Below are 23,251 nucleotides of genomic sequence, written 5' to 3' on the forward strand. Positions count from 1 at the left end.
GGGGTGAGTTTCGCCGGAACAGGGGTGGCGAAACATCCGATAGGGCCAACGATGAGAAAGAGCGGAACGGAACATGGCGTCCCGTTCGACCCTTACGCTGCCATGGCGCGTCGCCATGTTGAATCGACGAATACTCCAATCATTCACCCTGCCGCGCCGGCACCATGATGTCGCGCGCAAGTGCCAGCGTGCCGTCGCCCGGCTCTCCCTTCACACCCAGCACCTGTGCGAGCATGAGATAGACATTGATATTGTCGAACGGGGGAATCGTCACGCCGCGCTTGAACGCCGGGCCGTTGGCGACGAACAGCGCGGCCATCTTCGGATCCGCCTGATCATACCCGTGATTGCCACGAAAGCCGCTGGCGTAATGCGACTTCATATAGGCCGCGATCGGCTTGGTCAGCACCACCCAGCCCGGCGCGGCAAGGCAGAAGATCCGGGGAACGCGCGGATGCGTGCCATAGGCGAAGCGCGCCGGAATCTCGCTCTTCCGCCAGCAGGTCAGATGATCGTGCGGTTTGAGCATCGCGGCGTCCACCTCGGCTTCGTTTCCGGGCAGAGGATTGACGCCGATATAGGCACCGGCCGTGGTCACCACGAGCTTCGACGTGTCGACGAAATCGTCGATCAGGATTTGCTGCCCGTCGGGGATTTCCATCATGCCGTGATCGGCCAGTACGACAAGGTTGGTCGATGCGCGGCGGTTGCGCTGTTCGAGGCCCGAAACCAACCTGGCCAGAGCGGAATCGACCAGGCCGATGGCGGTATTCACTTCCTTCGAATCCGGTCCGAACGAATGCCCGGCATCGTCAACCATCGGGAAATAGAGCGTGACGAAGCGCGGGCGTGACATCGCCGGCCGGTCGAGCCACTTAAGCACCGCATCGACCTCCGCATCGGCCGAAAGATCGCCCGGCGCGAGCCCAAGGCTCGGCACTTTGCCGCCAAAAGGCACCTGCGCGCCGGGCCAGTACATGTCGGCGCTGCGCACGCCCTGTTCCTCGGCGGTGATCCAGAGCGGCTTTGCCCCCTGCCACCAGCGCGGATCCTCGCCGACCTTGGGATCGAGTCCGCCGAACCAGCCGGGGATGGCGGGGTCCATCATCAGATTGTCGATCACGCCGTGATGATCGGGGGTCTTTCCGGTCATCAACGTCTGGTGATTGGGTAAGGTGACCGACGGAAAGGCCGGGCGCATGCCGACCGAGCGGACGCCGCCCCGCGCAAGCTTCGCCAATGTCGGGGACAGGCCGCGATCGAGATAGTCGGCGCGGAAGCCGTCGATGGAGATCACGATCAGCGTTTCGGTGCCGGCGGATTTGGCGGCAGGCTTCGCAGTGGCCGGTGCGATCAAGGGGACGAACAGGATCGCCAATGCCGCCAGGAATCGCGCCAACATCCTTCTCTCCTCTTGTCCGGCCCGTCACGGCCGTGTTATATAGTAGCTATAGCTATAATTTAGCGAGAGTTGGACCCGGGGTCAATGCTTCGACAGGCCAGCCTTTCGGACGATATCATGGAACAGGGCGGTTGCGATCAACGCGGTCCCGGCGATGCGAAAGAGCATTGTTTTCCATATTTCCGCGCCATTTATCGCGCAGTCGCGGACCATTGATGATCAGCAACATGCCGGCGAGTGCAAGGGCAAAGCCGGTCAGGCCGAGGACAAGCTCAACCGGCCCGGGCGGCTGCCCCGCGATCGGGATTGGAATGCGATGTTGCCGCAAGCCAGTGCATGCGGCAACGCCGACCAGCAGTGCCCCAGCCAGGCGCCAGACAAGATTGCGCCTGTTCATCAGCGGTGCGGCACGGCAGGCCGGCGCTCGATCCATCGCTCGCTGACCTCGACCTCGTCGAGGATATGGTGGCCAAGCACGACAAGGGCGCTGCCCATGCTGGCCGCGATGAAGCCGGCCATGGCGAGTCCGAAAACCCAGGGCGACGATCCCTGAGACAGTCCGGCGCGGAGCGCCATCAGGGCATGAATTGCCAGGCCTGCCAGGCCGAGCAAGGCAAAACCACCAGCGCGAAGACTGGTGTCCGCGATCCGGCCATGCCGGCGACAAGTCACGCCACGTTCCATGTGGCGGTCCAGATATAGCGATCGGAATTAGCGTTCGAGATCGATTTGCGCGGTTTGCCGTTAAGTTTGCATATGGATCGGCAAGGCCGTCACCGCTCGCAACAACGCACCGCCCCGATCAGGGCCTGGTCCAGGGCTGGTCGCCATATTCCCAGGCCCAGGGCACACCGGTATCGCCGAGCAATGCCCTGGTCAGCCGCGGGAAGAGAGGTTCCGCACGGACGTCGTTGGACAGGATGACGACGCAGCGCCGAGCCTTTTCGATGCACACCCAGGTGTTGCCGGTGCTGTCATTATGTCCCCCCTTGAAGGATCCCGGCCCCTGCGCGCCCTGAAAGGTGACGACGCCAATTCCGGCGGAGAGCCCGGGATGACGGTCGGCAACGGGCAGGTCGGGCTGCAGATTGGGAAACTGGCTGCGCGTGGTGATCGGCAATTGCGGACGGACAAGGTCGGCGCGCGACGCGGGCTTCAGCCCGTCACCGCGAATATAGGCGGCGACGATCTTCGCCATGTCGGCGATCGTCGTGTCCAGCGACCCGGCAGCACGCGGCTTGCTGCGTTCGTCATGCGGCTCGACCTTGCCGTCAATGGTCCAGCCATCGGCGAGATTGGTCGCGAAATCGGGTCGCCACATCATGCCGGTCCTGGTTGCGCCGACCTTGTCGAAGATGCGTTTCCGCATCTCCACGCCGATATCCATGCCGAACCCCTGCTCGAGCACGAATTGCAGCAGGATCAGCCCGTCGCCGGAATAGGAGTAACGGGTGCCGGGATCGAAATGAAAGCGCAGCTTGCCATCGGGCTCGGCGAAGCCGAAATTGGCGAAGCCCGACGCATGGTTGAGCAGGATGCGCGGGGTCAGCTTGCGCCAGCGTTCGTCGCCCGCCAGATCGCTCCACCTGGCATATTTGTTCTCGATCGCGGGGCCGGCATAATCGGGCAAAGGCCGGGGCAGATAGTCGGCGATCGAGCGGTCGAGGTCGATCCGGCCTTCATCGGCGAGCTGCATGACGAAATAGCCGAACACCGCCTTGGTCAGCGACGCGCCGTACATCACCGTATCGGGGGTCAGCGGGTCACCCCCGGCGTTGCGCACGCCCCAGCTGTCAACCGAGACGATCTTGCCCTGGTCGATATAGGCGATCGCGATGCCCCTGGTGCCGGTTTCCGCCATGCCGGCCTTGACCAGCGTGTCGAGTGCTGCGTGATCGGCCATGGCGGGCGAGGTGGATGCAATCGTCAGTGCCATGGCCATGCCCAACTTCCTCAGCATCCATCATTCTCCGGATTGGTGAATCGAAACTAGGATTTGGCGCGCGGACTGCCGCCATCGCGTTTGGCGGCGAGCGACCGGGTGATGACGATTTCGGCGAGCCGTACGCCCGGAATGAACAGTCCGGCCGCCTCGACCCCGGCATTGAGCAGGAATTCGGCATCGACCAGCTTGCCGACATGCTGTTCGAAGGTGGAACCGCCAATGCGCGTCTCCCCCGTCACGCCGTCGAATTCGACCACGGCTTCCTTGCCCTGCCAGCGATAGCGAAAGGCATAGACCGGGCGATAATAGAGATCGATCAGATGAAGCGAGAGCTTCTCCTCCAGCACGCGGTCGGCTTCGATCCGGACGATCGATCCGGCCAGCACATCGCGCACCAGCATCGACGCCTTGGCTTCGGGCGGCACGACCACGGTGCCGGCCAGCGCCGCCGCCGCCAGCCCGTCCGCGTCGGACAGATCGGCGTCGAATTTGAGATGCGCCGAAAGCGCCGCATCGGGTGTGCCGCGGATCGCATCGAACAGATATTCCCGCTCTGCCTCATCACGGCAATGCTCGACCCCGGAGACAGCGAAGGCGCCCTCGCTGACCGGCCGCAGCGTCCCTTCGAGCATCACGTCCTGGACATTGGCCGCCACCGCCACGCGATAGTCGCGATTGCGTTCATAGACATGGAGCGCCGTGCAGGCGATGCGCCAGAAGGGCTGCAGCCGCCGTTCGCGATATACGACCTCGAATTCCTCGTCGCGCGGCCGCGTCAGGAAGCCGGTCAGCTTGGCCATCGTCCCGAATGCCTCGACCCGCTTGGTCCAGGCGCGTCCTTCGGCATGGTCCATCGAGAAGCGGTCGCGTACGACCAGTACCCGCTCTTCGGCCAGTTCGACGTCCATCGCCCCCGCTCCGCGCTGTTACGGTGACGAGTTCGACACCGATCCATCGCGATGGTCAAGCGGCGTGCCGGAGTCCGGCGGCGGCAGGGGCGATGGCGGGGGCGGCGGTGGGGGCACGGGGAAGCGATCGCGCAGCCAGGCCGATATCCGCCGCGTCGCCACCGGCGAGAACATCAGGTCATGCCCCGCGCCGCGTTCGAGCGCGAAGGTCGCCGCCGGCTGTGCCCTGGCCAGCGCGCGGCCGTTGCTGACCGGCACCACGGTATCGGCGGTACCATGATAGATCAGGATCGGTGCGGTCACCCGGCCGATCTTGGCACGATTGTCGAATTTGTCGCGGACCAGAAAGCCCGGAATATAGGGATAATGCTGAGCGACCACGCGCGGCAGGCTGGCAAAACCGGATACGAGAATCAGGCCGCCGACCTTTTTCCGCTTTGCCAGCTCTGTGGCGACGCCCGAGCCGAGCGAATTGCCGATCAGCACGATGTCCTTGAGCGGCAAGCGGCTATTTTCCAGCCAGTAGATGCCAGCCGCGCCGTCGCGATACAGGTCCTGCTCGTTCGGCGTACCGGGATTGCCGCCATAGCCGCGATATTCCGGCAGCAGCACGCCATAGCCCTGGGCGGCAAAGGCGCGTGTTGCCACCTCGCTGCCGTTCAGGTCGCCACCATTGCCGTGGAAGAAGACCAGCGTCGGCCGGCCCTGCCGCGGCGGATGGTAAAAGGCGCGCAGGACCAGCCCGTCGCTGGTGGTGAGCGACATGTCCTGGAATCCGGGTCCGGGATCCTCCGCGAGCGTCAAGCCCCCGCCCGGCGCCGGATAATAGAAGACGCGCTGGAAGATGTAGAATGCGCCCAATGCGGCCAGATAGAGCGCCAGCGCGCTCCCCAGCAGCCACAGCGTGATACCCCCGATCCGCATCAGCGCGCGTTTGCCTCGAACAATTCGAGCGTCCGTTCCCTGGCCAGGTCGGCGCTCGGTTCATGATAGTCCTTGCGCCGATCCGAATTGAAGCCATGCCCGGCCTCATAGACATGAACGGTCGCATTGGGGTGATCGGCGGCGATGACCTTCTCGACCCCCTCCATCGGGATACCGGTATCGAAGCGCCCGAAGTGCAGGATCACCGGAACCTTGGGCACTTCGCCCGCGGCGCCGGGAATGAGGCTGCCATAATAGCCCGACGCGGCGGCGACATTGTTCATGCGCGTCGCAGCGAACCAGGCGACCGAGCCGCCATAGCAATAGCCGACCACGAACACCGGCCCTTTTGGCGCAAGCGCATCGACACAGGTCTGCACATCGGCGAGCGACAGGTCGAACGGGTGAAGCTGGCGTGCCAGTTCGATGCTGCGGGCAAGCCCGTCGCCGCCATATTCGGCCTCGAAACCGGGATGCTCGCGGTCGAACAGGGCGGGGGCGAGAACTTCATAACCGTCGGCGGCATACTCCTCGACCAAATCCCGGATATGGTCGGTGATGCCGAAAATCTCCTGCACCAGTACCAGCCCGCCGCGCCGCTCACCCTCCGGCTGTGCATGATAGACGCCGATTTCGGCGCCATCGGACATCGTCATCTTTTCCATCTGGCCCGCCATCGCGCACTCCTACTATCAAGCAGACTCATTTCCACATGCCCGCCCGCATGCCTGCATTATCAGGCGATTCACCGGCTGCGGCAATTTGGCAAGAGTCCCCGGATCGGTCCGGGCAGGCCCGTCCTATTCGATCGCGACAGCATTGCCTCGCCAAAAATGGAGATCAAGCCGCGCGAACGTCCGCGATGAGACGGTTGATCTGGCCCCGCAATGTCTCGACCCCGCCGGCCACGCGCTCGGCGGTTGTGGCGACATTCTCCGCGCTGCGCCGCGAGCGTTCGGCGCGTTCGCGGAGCACCTGCATATTGGCGGCCGCGTCCGCGGTACCGTCCTCGACCTCCTCGATCGCCAGGGCGATGCGCCGGGTCATGTCGCGCTGCCGTTCGACCGCGCCCGCGACATTCGCCGCCGAACGGTCGAGATCGGCGACGAGGCCATCGACCGACTGAATCGTCGCCAGTACCGTATCGCTGGCCGATCGCACCGCGGCCAGGCGGGATTCGATCCGGCCGGCAGCATGCTGGGTCTGACGGGCAAGCCCCTTCACTTCCTCTGCGACGACTGCGAAGCCGCGCCCGGCGTCACCTGCACGCGCTGCTTCGATCGTGGCGTTCAGCGCCAGCAAATTGGTCTGGCCGGCGACATCGGCGATCAGGCCGAGGACATCGGCAATCTCATTGACCAGCGCGCCGAGCGATTCGGCATGGTCGCGGCCCGCAATGGTCCGCGTCCGCAGCGCCCCCACCCCGGCGCGTGATTCCTGCGCTTCCTCGCTGATATGTTCGATCGCGTCGGTCAGGGCGCTGCCCGACTGCGCGATGGTTCGCGCGCTCATTGCGCTTTGTTCGGCGAGCGCGGCGGTGGCCAGCGCATGATGCTCGGTCGTGCCGGCCTCGCCCGACATGACCCCCGCAGTCTCGCGCAGCGCCGGCCCGGCCGAGGCAAGCTGGCTGACCACGGCGCCGGCCTGTCGTTCGAAGGCAGTGAACAATGCTTCGAGCAGCGCGGCCCGCCTGGCTCGCGCGGCATGTTCCTCGACCTGTGCACGGTGCAGCGCTTCGGCACTGCGGCGCGATTCCTCGCTCAGCCGCCGCGCCTCGCCCGAGCGGGTGCGGGCGAAAGCGAGTGCGCGGGCGATCTCGCCGATCTCGTCGGCGCGCTCGAGCCCGGGGATGTCGCTATCGTCGCGATCGAGTGTGATCTCGCGCGTCGCCGCGGCGATCTGCGCCAGTGGCCCCTCGACCCGCTGCCTGAGCATGCGCATGCCCCAGAACGCGACCAGCGCCGCGAGGATCGTGACCAGCGCCACGATGACATAAGCGAGAGCGAAGCCGCGTTCGAGCGCGGCGCGTTCGCGCAGAGCGTCCTCGCGCAACTGAGTGATCAGCGAATCGCTGGCGCCCGTCATCGGGTCGATCGCGGCATAGAGCGCACCGCTGACGAAGAAATCGAGCTGCTCAAGGCGATTGTCGCGCAGCATCTGCAACAGCCGGTCGATCGCGAGATTCGCCCCGATGCGCGCGCCTTCGACCCGGGCGACCTTGTCGGCATGGCGGGCATCGAGCGGACGGTCGCGAAAGGATTGCCAGCTCGTCCGGATATCCGAGCGCGCCGCCTCGATCGCCCCGATCGCGCCCGCCGCCGACAGATTGCCGCTCTGTACCTTGTGCGCGGTCAGCAGCGCCGTGGCGTAGGAGCTGTTGACGCGCTGCAGTTCGCCGATCGGGTAGAGCCGGTCGAGAATCAGCGCACGGACCCCGCCGCTGGTGCCGATCGTCGTGCCGAGCAGCGCCAGGGCGAGCAGCGCCTGAATCGCGAGCAGGGCCCAGACGATCTGTCGCAATTGCGTCCGGATGCTGCCGGTACTCCCTCGCCAGCGCGCGGAGAGGTGCGCAAATCGGCGGGTAAACAAAAGCAGCGAAGCGGGGAGATGCGATCGGATCATGCGCCGCCCTATGATCCGCGATGCACCAACAGATGGTTAAGAGTTTGTTACACTTTGATGAAATGCGGCATCAATTCGATGTCCCGTCGCATGTCTCGTACCCGGGGTCTGACCGTTCACCTTGTCCTTCGGGTCATGGGATTATCCGACGCCGACTTGCATCACGGCGAAGCCGATGCTAACCGCGCGGCGACCCATATGGGGGGCCGATTCCGGCCCTCTTTTCATATGGCCTGAAACCCGTTCCAACGAGGAATTCGACTCCGTGGAGACATCCGGCGGCATACAAGCGAGCTTAAGCGGACGCTATGCGACCGCATTGTTCGAGCTCGCGCGTGACGGCAAGGCAATCGACGCGGTCGAGGCAAGCCTTGGCCGGGTACGCGCCGCACTCGACCAATCGGCCGATTTCGCGGCACTGACAACCAACCCGCTGCTGTCGCGGATCAATGCCGGCAAGGGCGTTGCCGCTGCTGCCGATGTGATCGATGTCGACGACACGACCAAGAAGTTCCTCGGCGTATTGGCGCAGAATCGCCGCCTCGCCGAATTGCCCGCGATCATCCGTTCGTTCCGCGCGCTGGCGGCGAATCACCGCGGCGAAACGACCGCCGAAGTCGTCTCCGCCCATCCGCTGACCGACGACCAGGTCGACGCGCTGAAGGATCAGCTGCGCGCCCGTATCGGACGTGACGTTTCGGTCGACCTGTCGGTCGATCCCTCCCTGCTTGGCGGACTGGTCGTGAAGATCGGTTCGCAGATGATCGATTCGTCGATCAAGACCCGTCTCAATACTCTCGCGCACGCGATGAAAGGCTGACCCATGGATATCCGCGCCGCTGAAATTTCGAAGGTCATCAAGGACCAGATCGCTTCGTTCGGCTCCGAGGCACAAGTTTCCGAAACCGGCCGCGTGCTGTCGGTCGGCGACGGCATTGCGCGCATTCACGGGCTCGACAACGTCCAGGCGGGCGAAATGGTCGAGTTCTCGAACGGTGTGCAGGGCATGGCCCTCAACCTCGAGGCCGACAATGTCGGCGTCGTGATCTTCGGCACCGATTCGGAGATCAAGGAAGGTGACGTCGTCAAGCGCACCGGCACGATCGTCGACGTACCCGTCGGCAAGGGCCTGCTCGGCCGCGTCGTCGATGGTCTCGGCAACCCGATCGACGGCAAGGGCCCGATCGTCAGCGACCAGCGCAGCCGCGTCGAAGTCAAGGCGCCGGGCATCATCCCGCGCCAGGGCGTCAACGAGCCGGTACAGACCGGCCTGAAGGCAATCGACGCGCTCGTTCCCGTCGGCCGCGGCCAGCGCGAGCTGATCATCGGCGATCGCCAGACCGGCAAGACCGCCGTCGCGATCGACACCTTCATCAACCAGAAGGCCGCGCACCAGGGCACCGATGAGAGCCAGAAGCTGTACTGCATCTATGTCGCGGTCGGCCAGAAGCGCTCGACCGTCGCACAGATCGTCCGCGCGCTCGAAGAAGCCGGCGCGATGGAATATTCGATCGTCGTCGCCGCCACCGCATCGGAGCCGGCGCCGCTGCAGTTCCTCGCGCCGTACACCGGCTGCGCGATGGGCGAATATTTCCGCGACAATGGCATGCACGCCCTGATCGTTTATGACGATCTGTCGAAGCAGGCCGTCGCGTACCGCCAGATGTCGCTGCTGCTGCGCCGCCCGCCGGGCCGCGAAGCCTATCCCGGCGACGTGTTCTATCTCCACTCGCGCCTGCTCGAGCGCGCCGCGAAGATGAATGCCGACAATGGCTCGGGCTCGCTCACCGCGCTGCCGATCATCGAAACCCAGGCGGGCGACGTGTCCGCATACATCCCGACCAACGTGATCTCGATCACCGACGGCCAGATCTTCCTTGAAACCGACCTGTTCTTCGCCGGCATCCGTCCCGCGATCAACGTCGGCCTTTCAGTCAGCCGCGTGGGTTCCGCCGCGCAGACCAAGGCGATGAAGAAGGTGTCGGGTTCGATCAAGCTCGAGCTCGCCCAGTATCGCGAAATGGCTGCGTTCGCGCAGTTCGGCTCGGATCTGGACGCGTCGACGCAGAAGCTGCTCAATCGCGGCGCGCGCCTGACCGAGCTGCTCAAGCAGGCCCAATATCAGCCGATGCCGTTCGAGGAGCAGACCGCGTCCATCTTCGCCGGCACCAACGGCTATCTCGATACCGTGCCGGTCGACGCCGTGGTTCGCTACGAGCAGGCGATGCTCGCCGATCTGCGCGCCAATCATGCGGCGGTCCTGACCGACATCCGCGAGAAGCGCGACCTGTCGAAGGAAACGACCGAGGCACTGAAGAGCGCGCTCGAGGCGTTCGGCAAGACGTTCGCTTAAGTAAATTGTGCTCCCGCGAAGGCGGGAGCCCAGACTGGGCCCCCGCCTTCGCGGGGGAACAAGAAGGACAAAGATGGCATCGTTGAAGGCCCTCAAGCTCCGCATCGGCTCAGTGAAGTCGACGCAGAAGATCACCAAGGCGATGAAGATGGTCGCCGCCGCGAAACTGCGCCGTGCGCAGGAAGCGGCGGTCGCCGCGCGTCCCTATGCCGAGCGGCTGGAGCGCGTGATGGCCAGCCTGGCGTCGAAGGTCAGCGTGAGCGAATCTTCGCCCAAGCTGCTCGCCGGCACCGGCAAGGACCAGGTTCATCTGCTGATCGTCGCGACCTCCGAACGGGGTCTGGCGGGCGCGTTCAACTCGAACATCGTTCGCGCCGCGCGCCGCAAGGCCGAGGAGCTGATCGCGCAGGGCAAGACGGTCAAATTCTACCTTGCCGGCAAGAAGGGCCGCGTGCTGCGCCGCTTCTATCCCACGATGATCCTGCACGATCATGAGCAGGGCCAGATCAAGAATGTCGCCTTTTCCGACGCTCGCGCGGTCGCCGACGACGTGATCGCCCGCTTCGAGGCGGGCGAGTTCGATATCGCTCATCTGTTCTACGCCAAATTCCAGTCCGCGCTGGTGCAGGAAGCCGCCGGCCGCCAGATCATCCCGGTCGCGATCGATACGAATGCCGCGCCGATCGACGATGGTGGCGCTGCGGTGACCTATGAGCCCGACGAGGAATCGATCCTCGCCGACCTGTTGCCGCGCAACGTCGCGATCCAGGTGTTCGGTGCGCTGCTCGAAAATGCCGCGTCGGAACAGGGCAGCCGCATGACCGCGATGGACAATGCCACGCGCAATGCCGGCGACATGATCAATCGCCTCACGATCCAGTATAACCGCACCCGCCAGGCCGCGATCACGACCGAACTGGTGGAAATCATTTCCGGCGCTGAAGCGCTCAAGTAATCCGAAGACGAGGAAGAGAAGATGGCAACCGCCCCTATCGCCGAAAAGCCCGCCCGCAAGCCGCGCGCGACCAAGGCCGCTGCACCGACCGCCTCCGCGGCTTCGGTCGCATCGGGCAGCAACGTTGGCCGCATCAGCCAGGTCATCGGCGCTGTCGTCGACGTGACCTTCGAGCAGGACAAGCTGCCGGCCATTCTCTCGGCGCTCGAGACCGATAATAACGGCAACCGCCTGGTGCTCGAAGTCGCCCAGCATCTCGGCGAGAACACGGTCCGCGCGATCGCGATGGATTCGACCGAGGGTCTGACCCGCGGCCAGGCCGTGACCGACACCGGATCGCAGATCCGCGTGCCGGTGGGTCCGATGACGCTCGGCCGCATCCTCAACGTCATCGGCGAGCCGATCGACGAGCGTGGCCCGGTCGGCCACACCGACACGATGCCGATCCACGCCCCGGCGCCTTTGTTCGTCGACCAGTCGACCGAGAGCGCGATCCTGGTCACCGGCATCAAGGTCATCGACCTGCTCGCGCCGTACGCCAAGGGCGGCAAGATCGGCCTGTTCGGCGGCGCCGGCGTGGGCAAGACCGTGCTGATCCAGGAACTGATCAACAACATCGCCAAGGGCCATGGCGGCACCTCGGTGTTCGCCGGCGTCGGCGAGCGCACCCGCGAGGGTAACGATCTGTATCACGAATTCCTCGACGCGGGCGTTATCGCCAAGGACGCCGACGGCAACCCGACCCCTGAGGGTTCGAAGGTGGCTTTGGTGTTCGGCCAGATGAACGAGCCGCCCGGCGCCCGCGCTCGCGTCGCACTCTCGGGCCTGACCATCGCGGAATATTTCCGCGACGTCGAAGGCCAGGACGTCCTGTTCTTCGTCGACAACATCTTCCGCTTCACCCAGGCGGGTTCGGAAGTGTCGGCTTTGCTCGGCCGTATTCCGTCGGCAGTGGGCTATCAGCCGACCCTGTCGACCGACATGGGCGCGCTGCAGGAGCGCATCACCTCGACCAACAAGGGTTCGATCACCTCGGTGCAGGCGATTTACGTGCCGGCCGACGATTTGACCGATCCGGCGCCGGCAACGTCGTTCGCCCATCTGGACGCGACGACCAACCTCAACCGCGCCATCTCCGAGCTGGGCATCTACCCGGCGGTCGATCCGCTCGACTCCACGTCGCGCGTGCTGACCCCTGCGATCGTCGGCCAGGAGCATTACGACACGGCACGCCGCGTCCAGGAGACGCTGCAGCGTTACAAGTCGCTGCAGGACATCATCGCCATTCTCGGCATGGACGAACTGTCGGAAGACGATAAGCGCACCGTCAGCCGCGCACGGAAGATCCAGCGTTTCCTGAGCCAGCCGTTCCACGTTGCCGAGGTGTTCACCAACATCCCGGGCAAGTTCGTGCAGATCGAGGACACGGTGAAGTCGTTCAAGGCAGTGGTCGATGGTGAATATGATCACCTGCCCGAGAGCGCGTTCTACATGGTCGGCGGCATCGAAGAAGCGGTCGCCAAGGCCGAGAAGATGGCGCAGGACGCCTGATCTTCCTCCCCTCCCGCTTGCGGGAGGGGATCGAGGGGTGGGCGCCCGGCCCGAACGGGGCGCAACGATTATGGTGAGCGCGAGCCCACCCCCGGCCCCTCCCGCAAGCGGTAGGGGAGAAGGACAAGAAGATGCTGCACTTCGAACTCGTCACCCCTGAAAAGCTCGTCCGCTCGGAGGACGTGTACATGGTCGTCGTTCCCGGCACCGAAGGCGACTTCGGCGTGCTCGAAGGGCATGCGCCGGTCATGTCGACGATCCGCGACGGCGCGCTGGCGATCTATCGCACCGAAAAGGGCGAGCCGGAGACGATCGCAATCGAAGGCGGTTTCGCCGAGGTCAATGCCAATGGCCTGACCGTACTGGCCGAACGCGCGGCCTGAGAGCGCCAAAACGCGCCTGATATTCCGTTCGTGCTGAGCTTGTCGAAACACCGCCCTTTTTTTGACAAGCTCTCAGGGCGAGCGGGTTTCACTGATCCGCACCCTCCATCACATCGGGTTATAGCTCCAGCGCATCGGCTTGCTGCCGTCAGCGAGCGAGATTTCCGCATTGAGTACCTTGCCCTCGCGCCAGTAACGGATGCGCTGCGGATAATCATGCGCCGGGTTGGCGAAGACGATCTCGCTCGTCCCTTGCGACACCATCGGAAATGCGACGCGGGCCGCGCCTTCGGGTGAAGCCCAGAAGACCGGCTTCCCCTCGACATCAGGCAAGATCTGATTGGCCTCCCAGGACTGAAGCGACTCCCCCGCCCCGCTGCGACCCGATCCAAGCATCATGCCGGCGCGCACCGGCGTCCAGCATTCCTCGGCCCATTTCTGCTCCGCTTTCATGATCCAGCAGCCGGTCAGCCAGCCTGGCGGCCCCTTGGCAGCCGGCTCGGCGGCGAAGCTGGCGGCTCCGCCCAGCGCGAGAGCAGCATATGTCGCGATCATCCGATACATCGGCCTTCTCCCCGTTATTCTCATCGCCAAGTATAGCGGCTGCAGTCCGGCTGGCTTGAACCGACGCGACATGGGATATGGCACGATGCGCTATGCCGAACAGCCCCTGCCTGACGCGTTGACCGGGCTGGTCGCAGCGATCTGGACCATGGCCGGCGACGGTGAACCCGGCGAGTGGATCGATCATGATGCGACGCCCGATGGCTGTATCGAGGTGATCCATCGGCTGCGCGGCCGGTCGATCTGGGGCGAGGAACAGCCGGCGCTGTTCGTCACCGGACTGAGCCTGGCGCCGGTGCGCTTCCGGATCAGCGGCGATGCGCATTTTCTCGGCGTCAGGCTCTGGCCATGGGCATGGGAAATGCTCGGCGGCACGCCCTGCCCCGATTTTGCCGATGGCTGGAACAGGCTCGATCTCGACAGCAAGGCAGGCGCGCTGGTGATGAACGCGGATCGCGCCCTGACCGATGTAACCGCGGCGTTCGCTGAAGCTTTGCCCCATCCAATCGGATCGCAGGTGCTGAGCGCGACGCGAGTCGAGGACATCGTTCGAGCCAGTGGCTATTCCCACCGCACGGTGCAGCGCTGGTTCGAACGCAGTATCGGCATCACGCCGCGTGGCTATCTGCGTCTGATCCGTTTTCGCCGCGCGATGGTCGAGGTCACGGCACCGGCGACGCTGGCGGATCAGGCGGCGAAAGGCGGTTTTGCCGACCAGGCGCATATGGCTCGCGACTTCCGCCGGCTCGCCGGGGTCGCCCCTCGCACTGCACGCAGCCGTGCGATCGGCCCGTTCCTGCCCGACGATCCTTTCTAAACAGCGTGGGTTCAGCCCGCTCATACAGGATTAAGACTGCCCAAAAAATTGGCTATATTATTGATATTCAACAATATTATAGGCAACTTCTCATCGAAGCGTCAGCCTGAGATATGCAACATACCGGTGTAACATATCTCCCGTCGCTCACTCCGATCGTGTCGCCCGGCGGCGATCCTATCCTCATGCAGGATCCGGCATGTCATCCTTTCCCGGACTGATCCCAGCAAGTTCTGCCGGTCAGAACGATGACGAAATGAATTTACCAATTCTCAATGTCATTTTTGCAAAATGACCGCATGGGCGGGACCGACTTATGGCGAAGCGGGCGACCGATCCTGCATGGCGCACTGGCGCTTCAGGCCGCCGTCCTCGTCCTTTCCTATATTATCACCGGCTTGACGATCGATCTGCTCAGCATCGCGCTGATCCTGTTGCCGCTTTTCGTCTGCACAGGGGTCGCGTTTGCCTATCGCAACCGCATCGATGCGCCGAAGCTTGCCATCAGCGCGGAGGCGGCGGCAATCCTGCTGACCATGTTGTCGCTGGGCACGTTGATCACCTACGCCGCCGGCGCGGCCAGTTTCCCTTTTGCCTATAGCGACGCTGAACTCCATGCCGCCGATCTCAGGATCGGATTCGACTGGCTCAGCTATGCGAGGATGATCAACGAGTATCCGACGCTCTGCTGGATCCTCAAGCTCGCCTATAATTCCTTTAACGCGCAACCGCTGCTGCTCCTGGCGGCGCTGATCCTGGCCAATCAGTTCGCCAGGCTGCGCATTTTCCTGCTGGCGATGTTCATCGCACTGGCGGCGACCAGCATCATCTTCATCTTCTTCCCGGCAATTTCCGCTTATGGCCATTTTGGCGAGGCCGCGCGGCAATTGACCGCGATATATCCGCCGGAAGGCGATGTTCACATTACGATCCTGCAGCAGCATATCGCGTTCCTGGAAGGCCTTCGCGACGGCAGCTTTCGGCAAGTGAGCGCACAGACTCTGACCGGGTTGATCACTTTCCCCAGTTTCCATGCCGTGGTCGCGTGCCTCTTCATGTGGGCCGCCTGGACTGTGCGCGGATTGCGCATCGCGGCCCTGGTAACCAATATGCTGATGCTCGCCGCGTCACCATTGTTCGGCGCGCACTATCTGGTCGATCTGTTCGCCGGCGCAGGCGTCGCCGCTCTTTCGGTCATTCTGGCCACTGCCGTCTATGCACGCGAACCCGTCTGGCCGCCTCGATACATGCCTCGCCTCGCGCGGTTCGGGCGGCGGACCGGAAATGCCGGAGCCGCCGGTTAGCTAATTGTCAAAGCTTGGCGATTAAGCATCTCATTCCAAGCATGAGGGATTGTTAAGGCATGAGCGCATTTGGGCGTCGTCCAGGAGTAGGAGGGTCCACGGCCGGTAATCGGCCTGCGTTCGGCGTTGCGCGCCCGATGCAGGGCGGCGCGGCACGTCCCGCCGAACCCGAAACCGGCGGCGAGCAATTCCCGCCCCTGCCGATGCCGGGCGAGACCGACAGCCAGACGGGCAACATGCCGGGCGTCAACCAGGATGCGATGCAGCGTCTTGCGGACCGTCAGTCCGCATCGGGCGAAGCCGGCAATAGCCGCGTCGAGGGCTTCGAAAGCTCGATCCACAAGATCAAGGAGCAGGTGCTGCCGCGCCTGCTCGAACGAGTCGACCCGGAAGCCGCAGCGACGCTCGACAAGAATGAGCTGGCCGAGGAATTTCGCCCGATCATCGGCGAAGTGCTCGCCGAGCTGAAGCTGACACTCAACCGCCGCGAACAATTCGCGCTGGAAAAGGTGCTGGTCGACGAGTTGCTCGGCCTCGGGCCGCTCGAGGAATTGCTCGCCGATCCGTCGATCACCGACATCATGGTCAATGGCCCGGAGCAGACCTATGTCGAGCGCAAGGGCCAACTGGTTCTCGCCAACATCCAGTTCCGCGACGAAGAGCATCTGTTCCAGATCGCCCAGCGCATCTGCAACTCGGTCGGCCGCCGCGTCGACCAGACCACGCCGCTGGCCGACGCCCGCCTGAAAGACGGTTCGCGCGTCAACGTGATCGTTCCACCGCTGTCCCTGCGCGGCACAGCGATCTCGATTCGTAAATTCTCCGCCAAGCCGATCACGCTCGACATGATGGCCGGCTTTGGATCGATGAGCCCGAAAATGGCCACCGCACTGAAGATTGCCGGAGCAAGCCGCTTCAATGTGGTCATCTCGGGCGGTACCGGTTCCGGTAAAACCACCATGCTCAACGCCTTGTCGAAGATGATCGACCCGGGCGAGCGCGTGCTGACGATCGAGGATGCGGCTGAACTTCGCCTGCAGCAGCCGCATTGGCTGCCGCTCGAAACGCGGCCCGCCAATCTCGAGGGTCAGGGCGAAATCTCGATCCGCGACCTGGTCAAGAACGCGCTGCGTATGCGGCCGGACCGGATCATCCTGGGCGAAATTCGTGGCGCCGAATGTTTCGACATGCTCGCGGCCATGAACACCGGCCATGACGGATCGATGTGTACGCTCCACGCCAACTCCCCGCGCGAAGCGCTCGCGCGTATGGAAAACATGGTGATGATGTCGGACATCAAGGTGCCGAAGGAAGCGATCAGCCGGCAGATCGCCGACTCGGTCGAACTGATCATCCAGGTGAAACGTTTGCGCGACGGTTCGCGCCGCGTGACCAATGTTACCGAGGTGATCGGCATGGAGGGCCCGGTGATCGTCACGCAGGAACTGTTCAAGTTCGAATATCTCGACGAAAGCGCCGACGGCAAGATCCTCGGCGAGTATCGCTCGATGGGCTTGCGCCCTTATACGCTTGAAAAAGCACGGCAGTTCGGCTTCGATCAGGCGTTCCTGGAGGCCTGTCTCTAATCAACGCCGACATTGCGCGCGTAAAGCCTTTTCTCTGGGTGGTTTATGCGGCTACGGCAGCGCGGATGCGGAGTCTCGCTGCCCTGTTCCTGCTGCTGACCGCAGCAACACCACCCGCCGACCTCCTTGCGCACGACGCCGAGGTGCGGTGGGTGCCGTTCGACCTGACGCCCGGCAACCAGATCCGCTTCACGCTGATGGTCGACGGCAAGCCGGTCAGCGCGATTCTCGATACCGGGGTCAGCTTCTCGGTGCTGTCGCGCGCCTATGTCGACGCGGCGAAATTGAAGGTGCGGAGCGGCGGCAGCGCCAATGCGATCGGCGGCGTGGTGCCGCTCGGATGGATCGACACGCAGTCGATCACATTGGGCGGGCTGACCCGGACCGGCGGCAGCATCAGCGTTGCCGCCCTGCCCGCGACCGCCACGGGCAGCACGCGGCCGATCGAGATGCTGGTCGGGCGCGACCTGACCGCGGAGTATGCGCTCGATATCGATTATGACACACGACGCTTTCGCCTGCTTCCCTCCGGCCGAATGCCATTCAAGGGAGCCAGTGCGCCGCTGGCAGTGTCACGCGATCGCCTGGTCTATGTCAGCGAGACGACGGTCAATGGGCGGCGTCTGCGGCCGATGATCGTCGATACCGGAGACGGCAACAGCGTCACCTTGTCGTCCGAGGCCTGGACGACCACCGCGATGGTCCCGACGGCGCGGACATCGACAATATCGTTCGGCCTGGGTGGGCCGATCGTCACCGACTTGATCATCGTGCCAGAACTGCGCACCGGCACCTTGGTCGCGCCTTATGTCGACGTGCAGATCGAACAGAAAGGCGGCTTTTCCCACGCCATGGGCATGGCCGGGCGGATCGGGTCGGGCTTTTTGCAGAAATATCGCGTGCTGCTCGATCCCAAGGCCGGCCACATGGTGCTGGCGCCGGGCGCTCAGTCGCGCGAGCCGACCGTGCGATCGACCAGCGGGCTGCTCGTAACCGCCGAAAGCGACCGGTTGAAGGTTCTGCATGTGATGCGCGGCGGACCGGCGGAACGCGACGGATGGCGCGTCGGCGACACGATCTGCGTCATCGACGGCACACCGGTGCCGGACAATTATCCGTCCAACCCCATCGCAAGCTGGTCGATCGGCACCCCGGGGCGCGTGGTCGCGCTCGACCTGTGCGACGGCACACGCCGCAACCTGACGCTGCGGCATTTCTACTGACCATGGTCCTGCCGATCGCCTCGCGCTGGAAAACGGCGGCTCTACTGCTGCTCGTCGCGTTCGCGTTGCGGATGTGGGATTTCGGCAATCCCGTCATCCATGTCGATGAGCAATTCTACCTGCTGGTCGGCGACCGCATCTTGCGGGGCGACCTGCCCTATATCGATATCTGGGACCGCAAGCCGATTGGCCTGTTTCTGCTTTTCGCTGCGATCCGTATGCTGCCGGGCGACGGTATTCTCGCCTATCAGATCGTCGCGACTCTGTTCGCCACGGCGACCGCATGGGTCGTCGACCGGGGTGCATTGCGGCTCGGCGCGGCACGCGTCGGCGCGCTGGCGGCAGCGATCGCCTATCTGATCTGGCTGTCCCTGCTCAACGGACGCGGCGGACAGTCGCCGGTATTCTACAATCTGTTCGTCGCCACCGCCGCGTTGCTCACGCTGCGCCTTCCCGCTCTGGCCGAAGCCGGCGCGCAGCGCGCGATCCTGAGCAATGGACTGATCGCCTGTCTGCTGGGCGGCTTCGCAATCCAGATGAAATACACGCCGGCGATCGAGGGCATGTATTTTGGCCTGGCCCATCTATGGTTCCTGCGCCGCGCCGGTGCCCGGCCGCCAGTGATTGCCGGTGCCGGTCTCTCCTGGATCGGTATGGGGCTGTTGCCGACATTGCTCGCGATCGGCGGCTATGCCTGGATCGGGCCGGAGGCGCTGCAGGCTTTCTGGTTCGCCAATGTCACCTCGATTGCACTGCGTCCCGGCTATCCGATCGATCAGATCGCGATGCGGCTGCTGGGTATCGTCGCGCAATTGTCGCCGCTGATCGTGGCGGCCGGGATTTCCTGGCGCTGGCGCCGGCGCATCGGCCTTGCCGGGGAAAGCGCGATCATCGCCTGGGGCTGGCTCGGTGCGGCGCTGATCGGTTTTTGCGCGATCGGGGCTTATTTCGATCATTATGCCCTGCCGCTGATCGCACCGCTCGCGCTGGTGGCAGCCCCCGCACTGGGGCGGTCCCCGCGGATCATGGTCGGGGCGCTGGGCCTGGCGATCCTGCTGTTCGTGATAAGGCTCGCCATGCAGCCGAGCAACGCCGAAGGCGCACGCGCAGTCGCCGCGATCGTCAAGGCGAATAGCGGCACCGAATGCCCGTGGGTCGCGATCGGCGATACCATCACCTACCGCCTGGCCGACACCTGCCTGCCGACCGCTTATGTCTTCCCCAATCTGCTGCTTTATGCGACCGAGCAGGGCGCGATCGGAATCGACGAAGCGGCGGAGGTCCGGCGCATTATCGCCACACGCCCGCCAGTGATCGTCACCTCGTCACGGTCGCTGAACATCTGGAACCGGGCAAGCTTCAGCGCGACCAAATCCGCGTTGCGCACTGATTACCGCCTCGTCTTCAGCACACCGCACGACGACTATCGCACATTGGTCTATCTGCGCCGCGACCTGACGTTCAAGCGCCAGCCAGTCAGTCGTGAAGCGCCAGAATGATGAAGATCGCAGCGGCGATCAGCGCGAACATCTGAAGCGTCGGCCAGTCGAGCAGACTCACACGATCGAGATTGGCGCGGCGCTTGCGACGACGATCGCCCAGCCCGGCGAAAAGTGCCACCAGCACGGCGACAATAGCGGCGCCCCAAAAGGGGGCCGCCGGCGAGTCGAACCACGCCATGGTCAGATCAATGATCGAGCTTTTCGATCTTTTCGTTCAGCCGGGTCAGTTCGGCCTTGAGCGCAGCGATCTCGTCATCCTTGCTGGTCGTCGTTGCGGCAGCGGGTGTTTCGGCGGCAGCGGCAGCCGCTTTGGCGCCGGCCGATCCGGGCTTGAACGCAGCGGTCGCGGCCTCGAACATCGCCATGTTGCGCTTGGCGATCTCGGCAAAGGGAGAATTGGCGAACGCGCCTTCGACCGCTGTCTTGAACTGTTCATGGTTGCGGCGGAAGCTGTCCATCGACGCCTCCAGATAGCCCGGCACCATCGCCTGCATCGAATCGCCGTACATCGCGATCAACTGACGCAGGAAATTGACCGGCAGCATCGTCTGGCCGCGCGATTCCTCTTCCATGATGATCTGGGTCAGGACGTTGTGCGTGATGTCTTCGTCTGTCTTGGCATCGACGACCTTGAAATCGCGGCCTTCGCGCGTCATCGCGGCAAGGTGCTCAAGCGTGATGTAAGACGAGGTCTCGGTGTTATAGAGACGGCGGTTCGCATATTTCTTGATGATGACGGGGCCGTCGCCCGGTGTCTGCTTCTTCATGGGAAAGGTCCCCGCCCAAGTGGTTGGTTCACCTGTAACACCCTTTAATGCCGCACCGCAACACGGACCGCGGCCGTTACCCTTGTTTCTGGAGATGCTGCGCAGCGAAACCGCAACATCATCCGAGCGGCGCGATCTGGCCCTGGCCGGGCTGCGTGCCTATCAGGCGGCCGAACGCGGCAAACCGCGCAAACCCGCGCCGGCGCGCTATCGCAAGGGCCGGGCGCGGCTGCGCGACTATGGCTCGAAGGGTCAGACTGGCGGCCGCCCGGTGATCGTCGTGCCGTCGCTGATCAACCCGCCCTTCATCCTCGATCTGGCGCCCGACCTCTCGCTGCTGCGCTGGCTCGCTGCGCAGGGCTTTCATCCCTATCTGCTCGATTGGGGATCGCCCGATCCCGCAGCGAGAAACATGGACGTGACCGCGCATGTCGAACAATTGCTGCTGCCATTGATCGCGAAGCTCGCCGTGCCGCCGGTACTGATCGGCTATTGCCTGGGCGGGACGATGGCGCTCGCTGCCGCCTGCGCCGTGCCGGTGGCGGGACTTGCGCTGGTCGCGGCGCCGTGGCGCTTCGATGGCTTCAATGGAAAGGCACGCGCCGACATCGCCGAGTTGTGGAAAGCAGCACGGCCGACCTGCGATGCGATGGGACTGGTCCCGATGGAGGTATTGCAAGCGGGTTTCTGGCGGCTGGATCCCGGACGCACGATCGCAAAATACGAAGCATTCGCGGCGATGGATCCGGACAGCGCCGGCGCGCGGACATTCGTTGCGATGGAGGATTGGGCCAATGCCGGCGCGCCCCTGCCTTTCGCGGCCGGCGAACAGATGTTCGACCAGTTCATCGGCGGCAATATCACCGGGCGCGGCGAATGGACCGTTGGCGGCCTGACCGTCGATCCCGTGAACCTCACCTGCCCGGCGATCGATTTCGTTTCATTGAGCGACCGCATCGTCCCCGCGGCAAGCGCGGCCGACCTGACCGACCGGCGCGATCTGGGCGCCGGCCATGTCGGAATGATCGTGGGACGTGGCGCACGGACACAGTTGTGGGAGCCGCTCGCGGGCTGGATCAGCGCGCTGCCCGACCACCGTTGCGGCAATTGAATGCGGCCCCTAGATAGCGCGCACAGCACAAGACCGCCCAAGGAGCTCCCATGACCGATATCGTCATCACCGCCGCCAAGCGCACCCCTGTGGGCAGTTTCCTCGGCGCGTTCGGGACAGTCCCAGCGCATGAACTCGGCCGGATCGCGATCGAAGCGGCGCTGGAGCAGGCCGGGGTCGAAGGTGCGGATGTATCGGAAGTGATTCTCGGTCAGGTATTGACCGCCGCCCAAGGACAGAATCCGGCGCGGCAGGCATCGATGGCGGCCGGCGTACCGAAGGAGATCCCGGCCTGGGGCGTCAATCAGGTGTGCGGTTCGGGTCTGCGCGCGGTGGCGCTGGCGGCTCAGGCGATCGCCACCGGTGACGCGACGATCGTCGTCGCGGGCGGCCAGGAATCGATGTCGCTCAGCGCCCATGCGCAGAATCTGCGCGGGGGGCAGAAGATGGGCGATCTCGCCTTGGTCGATACGATGGTCAAGGACGGGCTGACCGATGTGTTCAACGGCTATCATATGGGCATCACCGCTGAGAATCTTGCCGAACAATATCAGGTGACGCGCGGGCAGCAGGACGAATTCTCGGTCCGCTCGCAGAACCTTGCCGATGCGGCGCGGTCGTCGGGTCGGTTCCGTGACGAGATCGCACCGGTCACGGTCAAGGGTCGCAAGGGCGACACGATCGTGTCCGATGACGAATATATCCGCAGCGGCGTGACGCTGGAGAGCGTGTCGGGCGTGAAACCGGCATTCAAGAAGGACGGCACTGTCACCGCAGCCAATGCCAGCGGCCTGAACGATGGCGCCGCAGCCCTGGTGTTGATGAGCCGCGAAGAGGCCGAGAAGCGCGGATCGACGATCCTTGCTACGATCCGGAGCTGGGCGTCGGCTGGCGTCGATCCTTCGATCATGGGCATCGGACCGGTCCCGGCGACGCGCCGCGCGCTTGAAAAGGCCGGCTGGACCATCGGCGACCTTGACCTGATCGAGGCGAACGAAGCGTTCGCGGCACAGGCTTTGTCGGTCGGCAAGGAACTTGGCTGGGATGCGAACAAGGTCAACGTCAATGGCGGCGCGATCGCGATCGGCCATCCGATCGGCGCGAGCGGCGCACGTGTGCTGACAACCCTGATCTACGAGATGCAGAAGCGCGATGCGAAGAAGGGCCTGGCGACGCTCTGCATCGGCGGCGGGATGGGCATCGCCATGTGTATCGAGCGTTAAGACAAACAGCCGCTCCTGAAGTCGCAATGTTGCATTTTCGCTACACATCCGCCGAAAATGTGCTCTCCCGGTACCTGAACCGCGGATTAACGTTGTGAAAAGCTAGCGCGT

General features: G+C 64.1%; 23 protein-coding genes. 12 read left to right on the top strand and 11 right to left on the bottom strand.

Annotated elements, in window-relative coordinates:
• Positions 1 to 139: 139 nt before the first annotated feature.
• The 8 genes from H3Z74_RS13550 to H3Z74_RS13585 all read right to left on the bottom strand — a co-directional run bounded on the left by H3Z74_RS13550 (position 140) and on the right by H3Z74_RS13585 (position 7,699).
• Entirely contained in the window at positions 140 to 1,402 is a 1,263-nt protein-coding gene (locus H3Z74_RS13550) for an alkaline phosphatase family protein (protein ID WP_187760175.1), read from the bottom strand.
• 115 nt (positions 1,403 to 1,517) lie between these two features.
• Positions 1,518 to 1,799 (bottom strand): hypothetical protein, encoded by a 282-nt coding sequence (locus tag H3Z74_RS13555; protein ID WP_187760176.1) that lies wholly within the window; start codon positions 1,797 to 1,799, stop codon positions 1,518 to 1,520.
• A complete protein-coding gene (locus H3Z74_RS13560) occupies positions 1,799 to 2,086 on the bottom strand; it encodes a hypothetical protein (protein WP_187760177.1) in 288 nt (95 codons plus the stop codon). Before H3Z74_RS13560 ends, H3Z74_RS13555 begins: the two co-directional genes overlap by 1 nt.
• A 118-nt stretch (positions 2,087 to 2,204) precedes the next feature.
• Complete coding sequence (locus tag H3Z74_RS13565) at positions 2,205 to 3,362, bottom strand: serine hydrolase domain-containing protein (protein WP_187760178.1); 1,158 nt, start codon at positions 3,360 to 3,362, stop codon at positions 2,205 to 2,207.
• 29 nt (positions 3,363 to 3,391) lie between these two features.
• On the bottom strand, positions 3,392 to 4,255 hold the full coding sequence (locus H3Z74_RS13570; protein WP_187760179.1) for a hypothetical protein: 864 nt from the start codon (positions 4,253 to 4,255) through the stop codon (positions 3,392 to 3,394).
• Positions 4,256 to 4,273: 18 nt separating this feature from the next.
• A complete protein-coding gene (locus H3Z74_RS13575; RefSeq protein ID WP_187760180.1) occupies positions 4,274 to 5,179 on the bottom strand; it encodes an alpha/beta hydrolase in 906 nt (301 codons plus the stop codon).
• Positions 5,179 to 5,856, bottom strand: coding sequence for a dienelactone hydrolase family protein (locus H3Z74_RS13580; RefSeq protein ID WP_187760181.1), 678 nt, complete (start codon positions 5,854 to 5,856; stop codon positions 5,179 to 5,181). The genes H3Z74_RS13575 and H3Z74_RS13580 overlap by 1 nt, the downstream gene beginning before the upstream one ends.
• A 163-nt stretch (positions 5,857 to 6,019) precedes the next feature.
• Complete coding sequence (locus H3Z74_RS13585) at positions 6,020 to 7,699, bottom strand: methyl-accepting chemotaxis protein (protein ID WP_229726570.1); 1,680 nt, start codon at positions 7,697 to 7,699, stop codon at positions 6,020 to 6,022.
• A gap of 367 nt (positions 7,700 to 8,066) precedes the next feature.
• Between H3Z74_RS13585 and H3Z74_RS13590 the strand changes: the two genes are divergently transcribed.
• The 5 genes from H3Z74_RS13590 to H3Z74_RS13610 all read left to right on the top strand — a co-directional run bounded on the left by H3Z74_RS13590 (position 8,067) and on the right by H3Z74_RS13610 (position 13,043).
• Positions 8,067 to 8,621, top strand: coding sequence for a F0F1 ATP synthase subunit delta (locus H3Z74_RS13590; RefSeq protein WP_187760183.1), 555 nt, complete (start codon positions 8,067 to 8,069; stop codon positions 8,619 to 8,621).
• A gap of 3 nt (positions 8,622 to 8,624) precedes the next feature.
• A complete protein-coding gene (gene atpA, locus H3Z74_RS13595; protein WP_187760184.1) occupies positions 8,625 to 10,154 on the top strand; it encodes a F0F1 ATP synthase subunit alpha in 1,530 nt (509 codons plus the stop codon).
• A gap of 73 nt (positions 10,155 to 10,227) precedes the next feature.
• Positions 10,228 to 11,109 carry a F0F1 ATP synthase subunit gamma gene (locus H3Z74_RS13600; protein WP_187760185.1) on the top strand — a complete coding sequence of 294 codons (882 nt, stop codon included), beginning with the start codon at positions 10,228 to 10,230 and terminating at the stop codon, positions 11,107 to 11,109.
• 21 nt (positions 11,110 to 11,130) lie between these two features.
• A complete protein-coding gene (atpD, locus tag H3Z74_RS13605; RefSeq protein WP_229726571.1) occupies positions 11,131 to 12,660 on the top strand; it encodes a F0F1 ATP synthase subunit beta in 1,530 nt (509 codons plus the stop codon).
• A 131-nt stretch (positions 12,661 to 12,791) separates the two neighbouring features.
• Complete coding sequence (locus tag H3Z74_RS13610) at positions 12,792 to 13,043, top strand: ATP synthase F1 subunit epsilon (RefSeq protein ID WP_187760186.1); 252 nt, start codon at positions 12,792 to 12,794, stop codon at positions 13,041 to 13,043.
• Between the two features lie 108 nt (positions 13,044 to 13,151).
• Here the strand turns inward: H3Z74_RS13610 and H3Z74_RS13615 are convergent, their stop codons facing one another.
• On the bottom strand, positions 13,152 to 13,607 hold the full coding sequence (locus tag H3Z74_RS13615) for a DUF6265 family protein (RefSeq protein ID WP_187760187.1): 456 nt from the start codon (positions 13,605 to 13,607) through the stop codon (positions 13,152 to 13,154).
• Between the two features lie 55 nt (positions 13,608 to 13,662).
• On the opposite strand from H3Z74_RS13615, the gene H3Z74_RS13620 reads away from it, so the two are divergent.
• The 5 genes from H3Z74_RS13620 to H3Z74_RS13640 all read left to right on the top strand — a co-directional run bounded on the left by H3Z74_RS13620 (position 13,663) and on the right by H3Z74_RS13640 (position 20,036).
• Complete coding sequence (locus H3Z74_RS13620; RefSeq protein ID WP_187760188.1) at positions 13,663 to 14,424, top strand: helix-turn-helix transcriptional regulator; 762 nt, start codon at positions 13,663 to 13,665, stop codon at positions 14,422 to 14,424.
• A gap of 299 nt (positions 14,425 to 14,723) precedes the next feature.
• Entirely contained in the window at positions 14,724 to 15,728 is a 1,005-nt protein-coding gene (locus H3Z74_RS13625; protein WP_187760189.1) for a phosphatase PAP2 family protein, read from the top strand.
• 59 nt (positions 15,729 to 15,787) lie between these two features.
• Positions 15,788 to 17,314: a CpaF family protein gene (locus tag H3Z74_RS13630; protein ID WP_187760190.1), complete on the top strand. Its 1,527-nt coding sequence runs from the start codon at positions 15,788 to 15,790 to the stop codon at positions 17,312 to 17,314.
• Positions 17,315 to 17,379: 65 nt separating this feature from the next.
• Positions 17,380 to 18,537, top strand: a complete 1,158-nt coding sequence (locus H3Z74_RS13635; RefSeq protein WP_187760191.1) for an aspartyl protease family protein — start codon at positions 17,380 to 17,382, stop codon at positions 18,535 to 18,537.
• Positions 18,538 to 18,539: 2 nt separating this feature from the next.
• Positions 18,540 to 20,036, top strand: a complete 1,497-nt coding sequence (locus tag H3Z74_RS13640; protein WP_187760192.1) for a hypothetical protein — start codon at positions 18,540 to 18,542, stop codon at positions 20,034 to 20,036.
• On the opposite strand, the gene H3Z74_RS13645 is transcribed toward H3Z74_RS13640, so the two are convergent.
• Complete coding sequence (locus tag H3Z74_RS13645) at positions 20,014 to 20,217, bottom strand: hypothetical protein (protein WP_187760193.1); 204 nt, start codon at positions 20,215 to 20,217, stop codon at positions 20,014 to 20,016. The genes H3Z74_RS13640 and H3Z74_RS13645 overlap by 23 nt on opposite strands.
• A gap of 7 nt (positions 20,218 to 20,224) precedes the next feature.
• A complete protein-coding gene (phaR, locus tag H3Z74_RS13650) occupies positions 20,225 to 20,806 on the bottom strand; it encodes a polyhydroxyalkanoate synthesis repressor PhaR (RefSeq protein ID WP_187760194.1) in 582 nt (193 codons plus the stop codon).
• 82 nt (positions 20,807 to 20,888) lie between these two features.
• Between phaR and H3Z74_RS13655 the strand changes: the two genes are divergently transcribed.
• Positions 20,889 to 21,917: an alpha/beta fold hydrolase gene (locus tag H3Z74_RS13655; protein ID WP_229726572.1), complete on the top strand. Its 1,029-nt coding sequence runs from the start codon at positions 20,889 to 20,891 to the stop codon at positions 21,915 to 21,917.
• Between the two features lie 50 nt (positions 21,918 to 21,967).
• Positions 21,968 to 23,140: an acetyl-CoA C-acetyltransferase gene (locus H3Z74_RS13660; protein ID WP_187760195.1), complete on the top strand. Its 1,173-nt coding sequence runs from the start codon at positions 21,968 to 21,970 to the stop codon at positions 23,138 to 23,140.
• Positions 23,141 to 23,251: the final 111 nt, after the last annotated feature.

It is taken from the genome of Sphingomonas alpina (assembly GCF_014490665.1).
Classification (GTDB): domain Bacteria; phylum Pseudomonadota; class Alphaproteobacteria; order Sphingomonadales; family Sphingomonadaceae; genus Sphingomonas; species Sphingomonas alpina.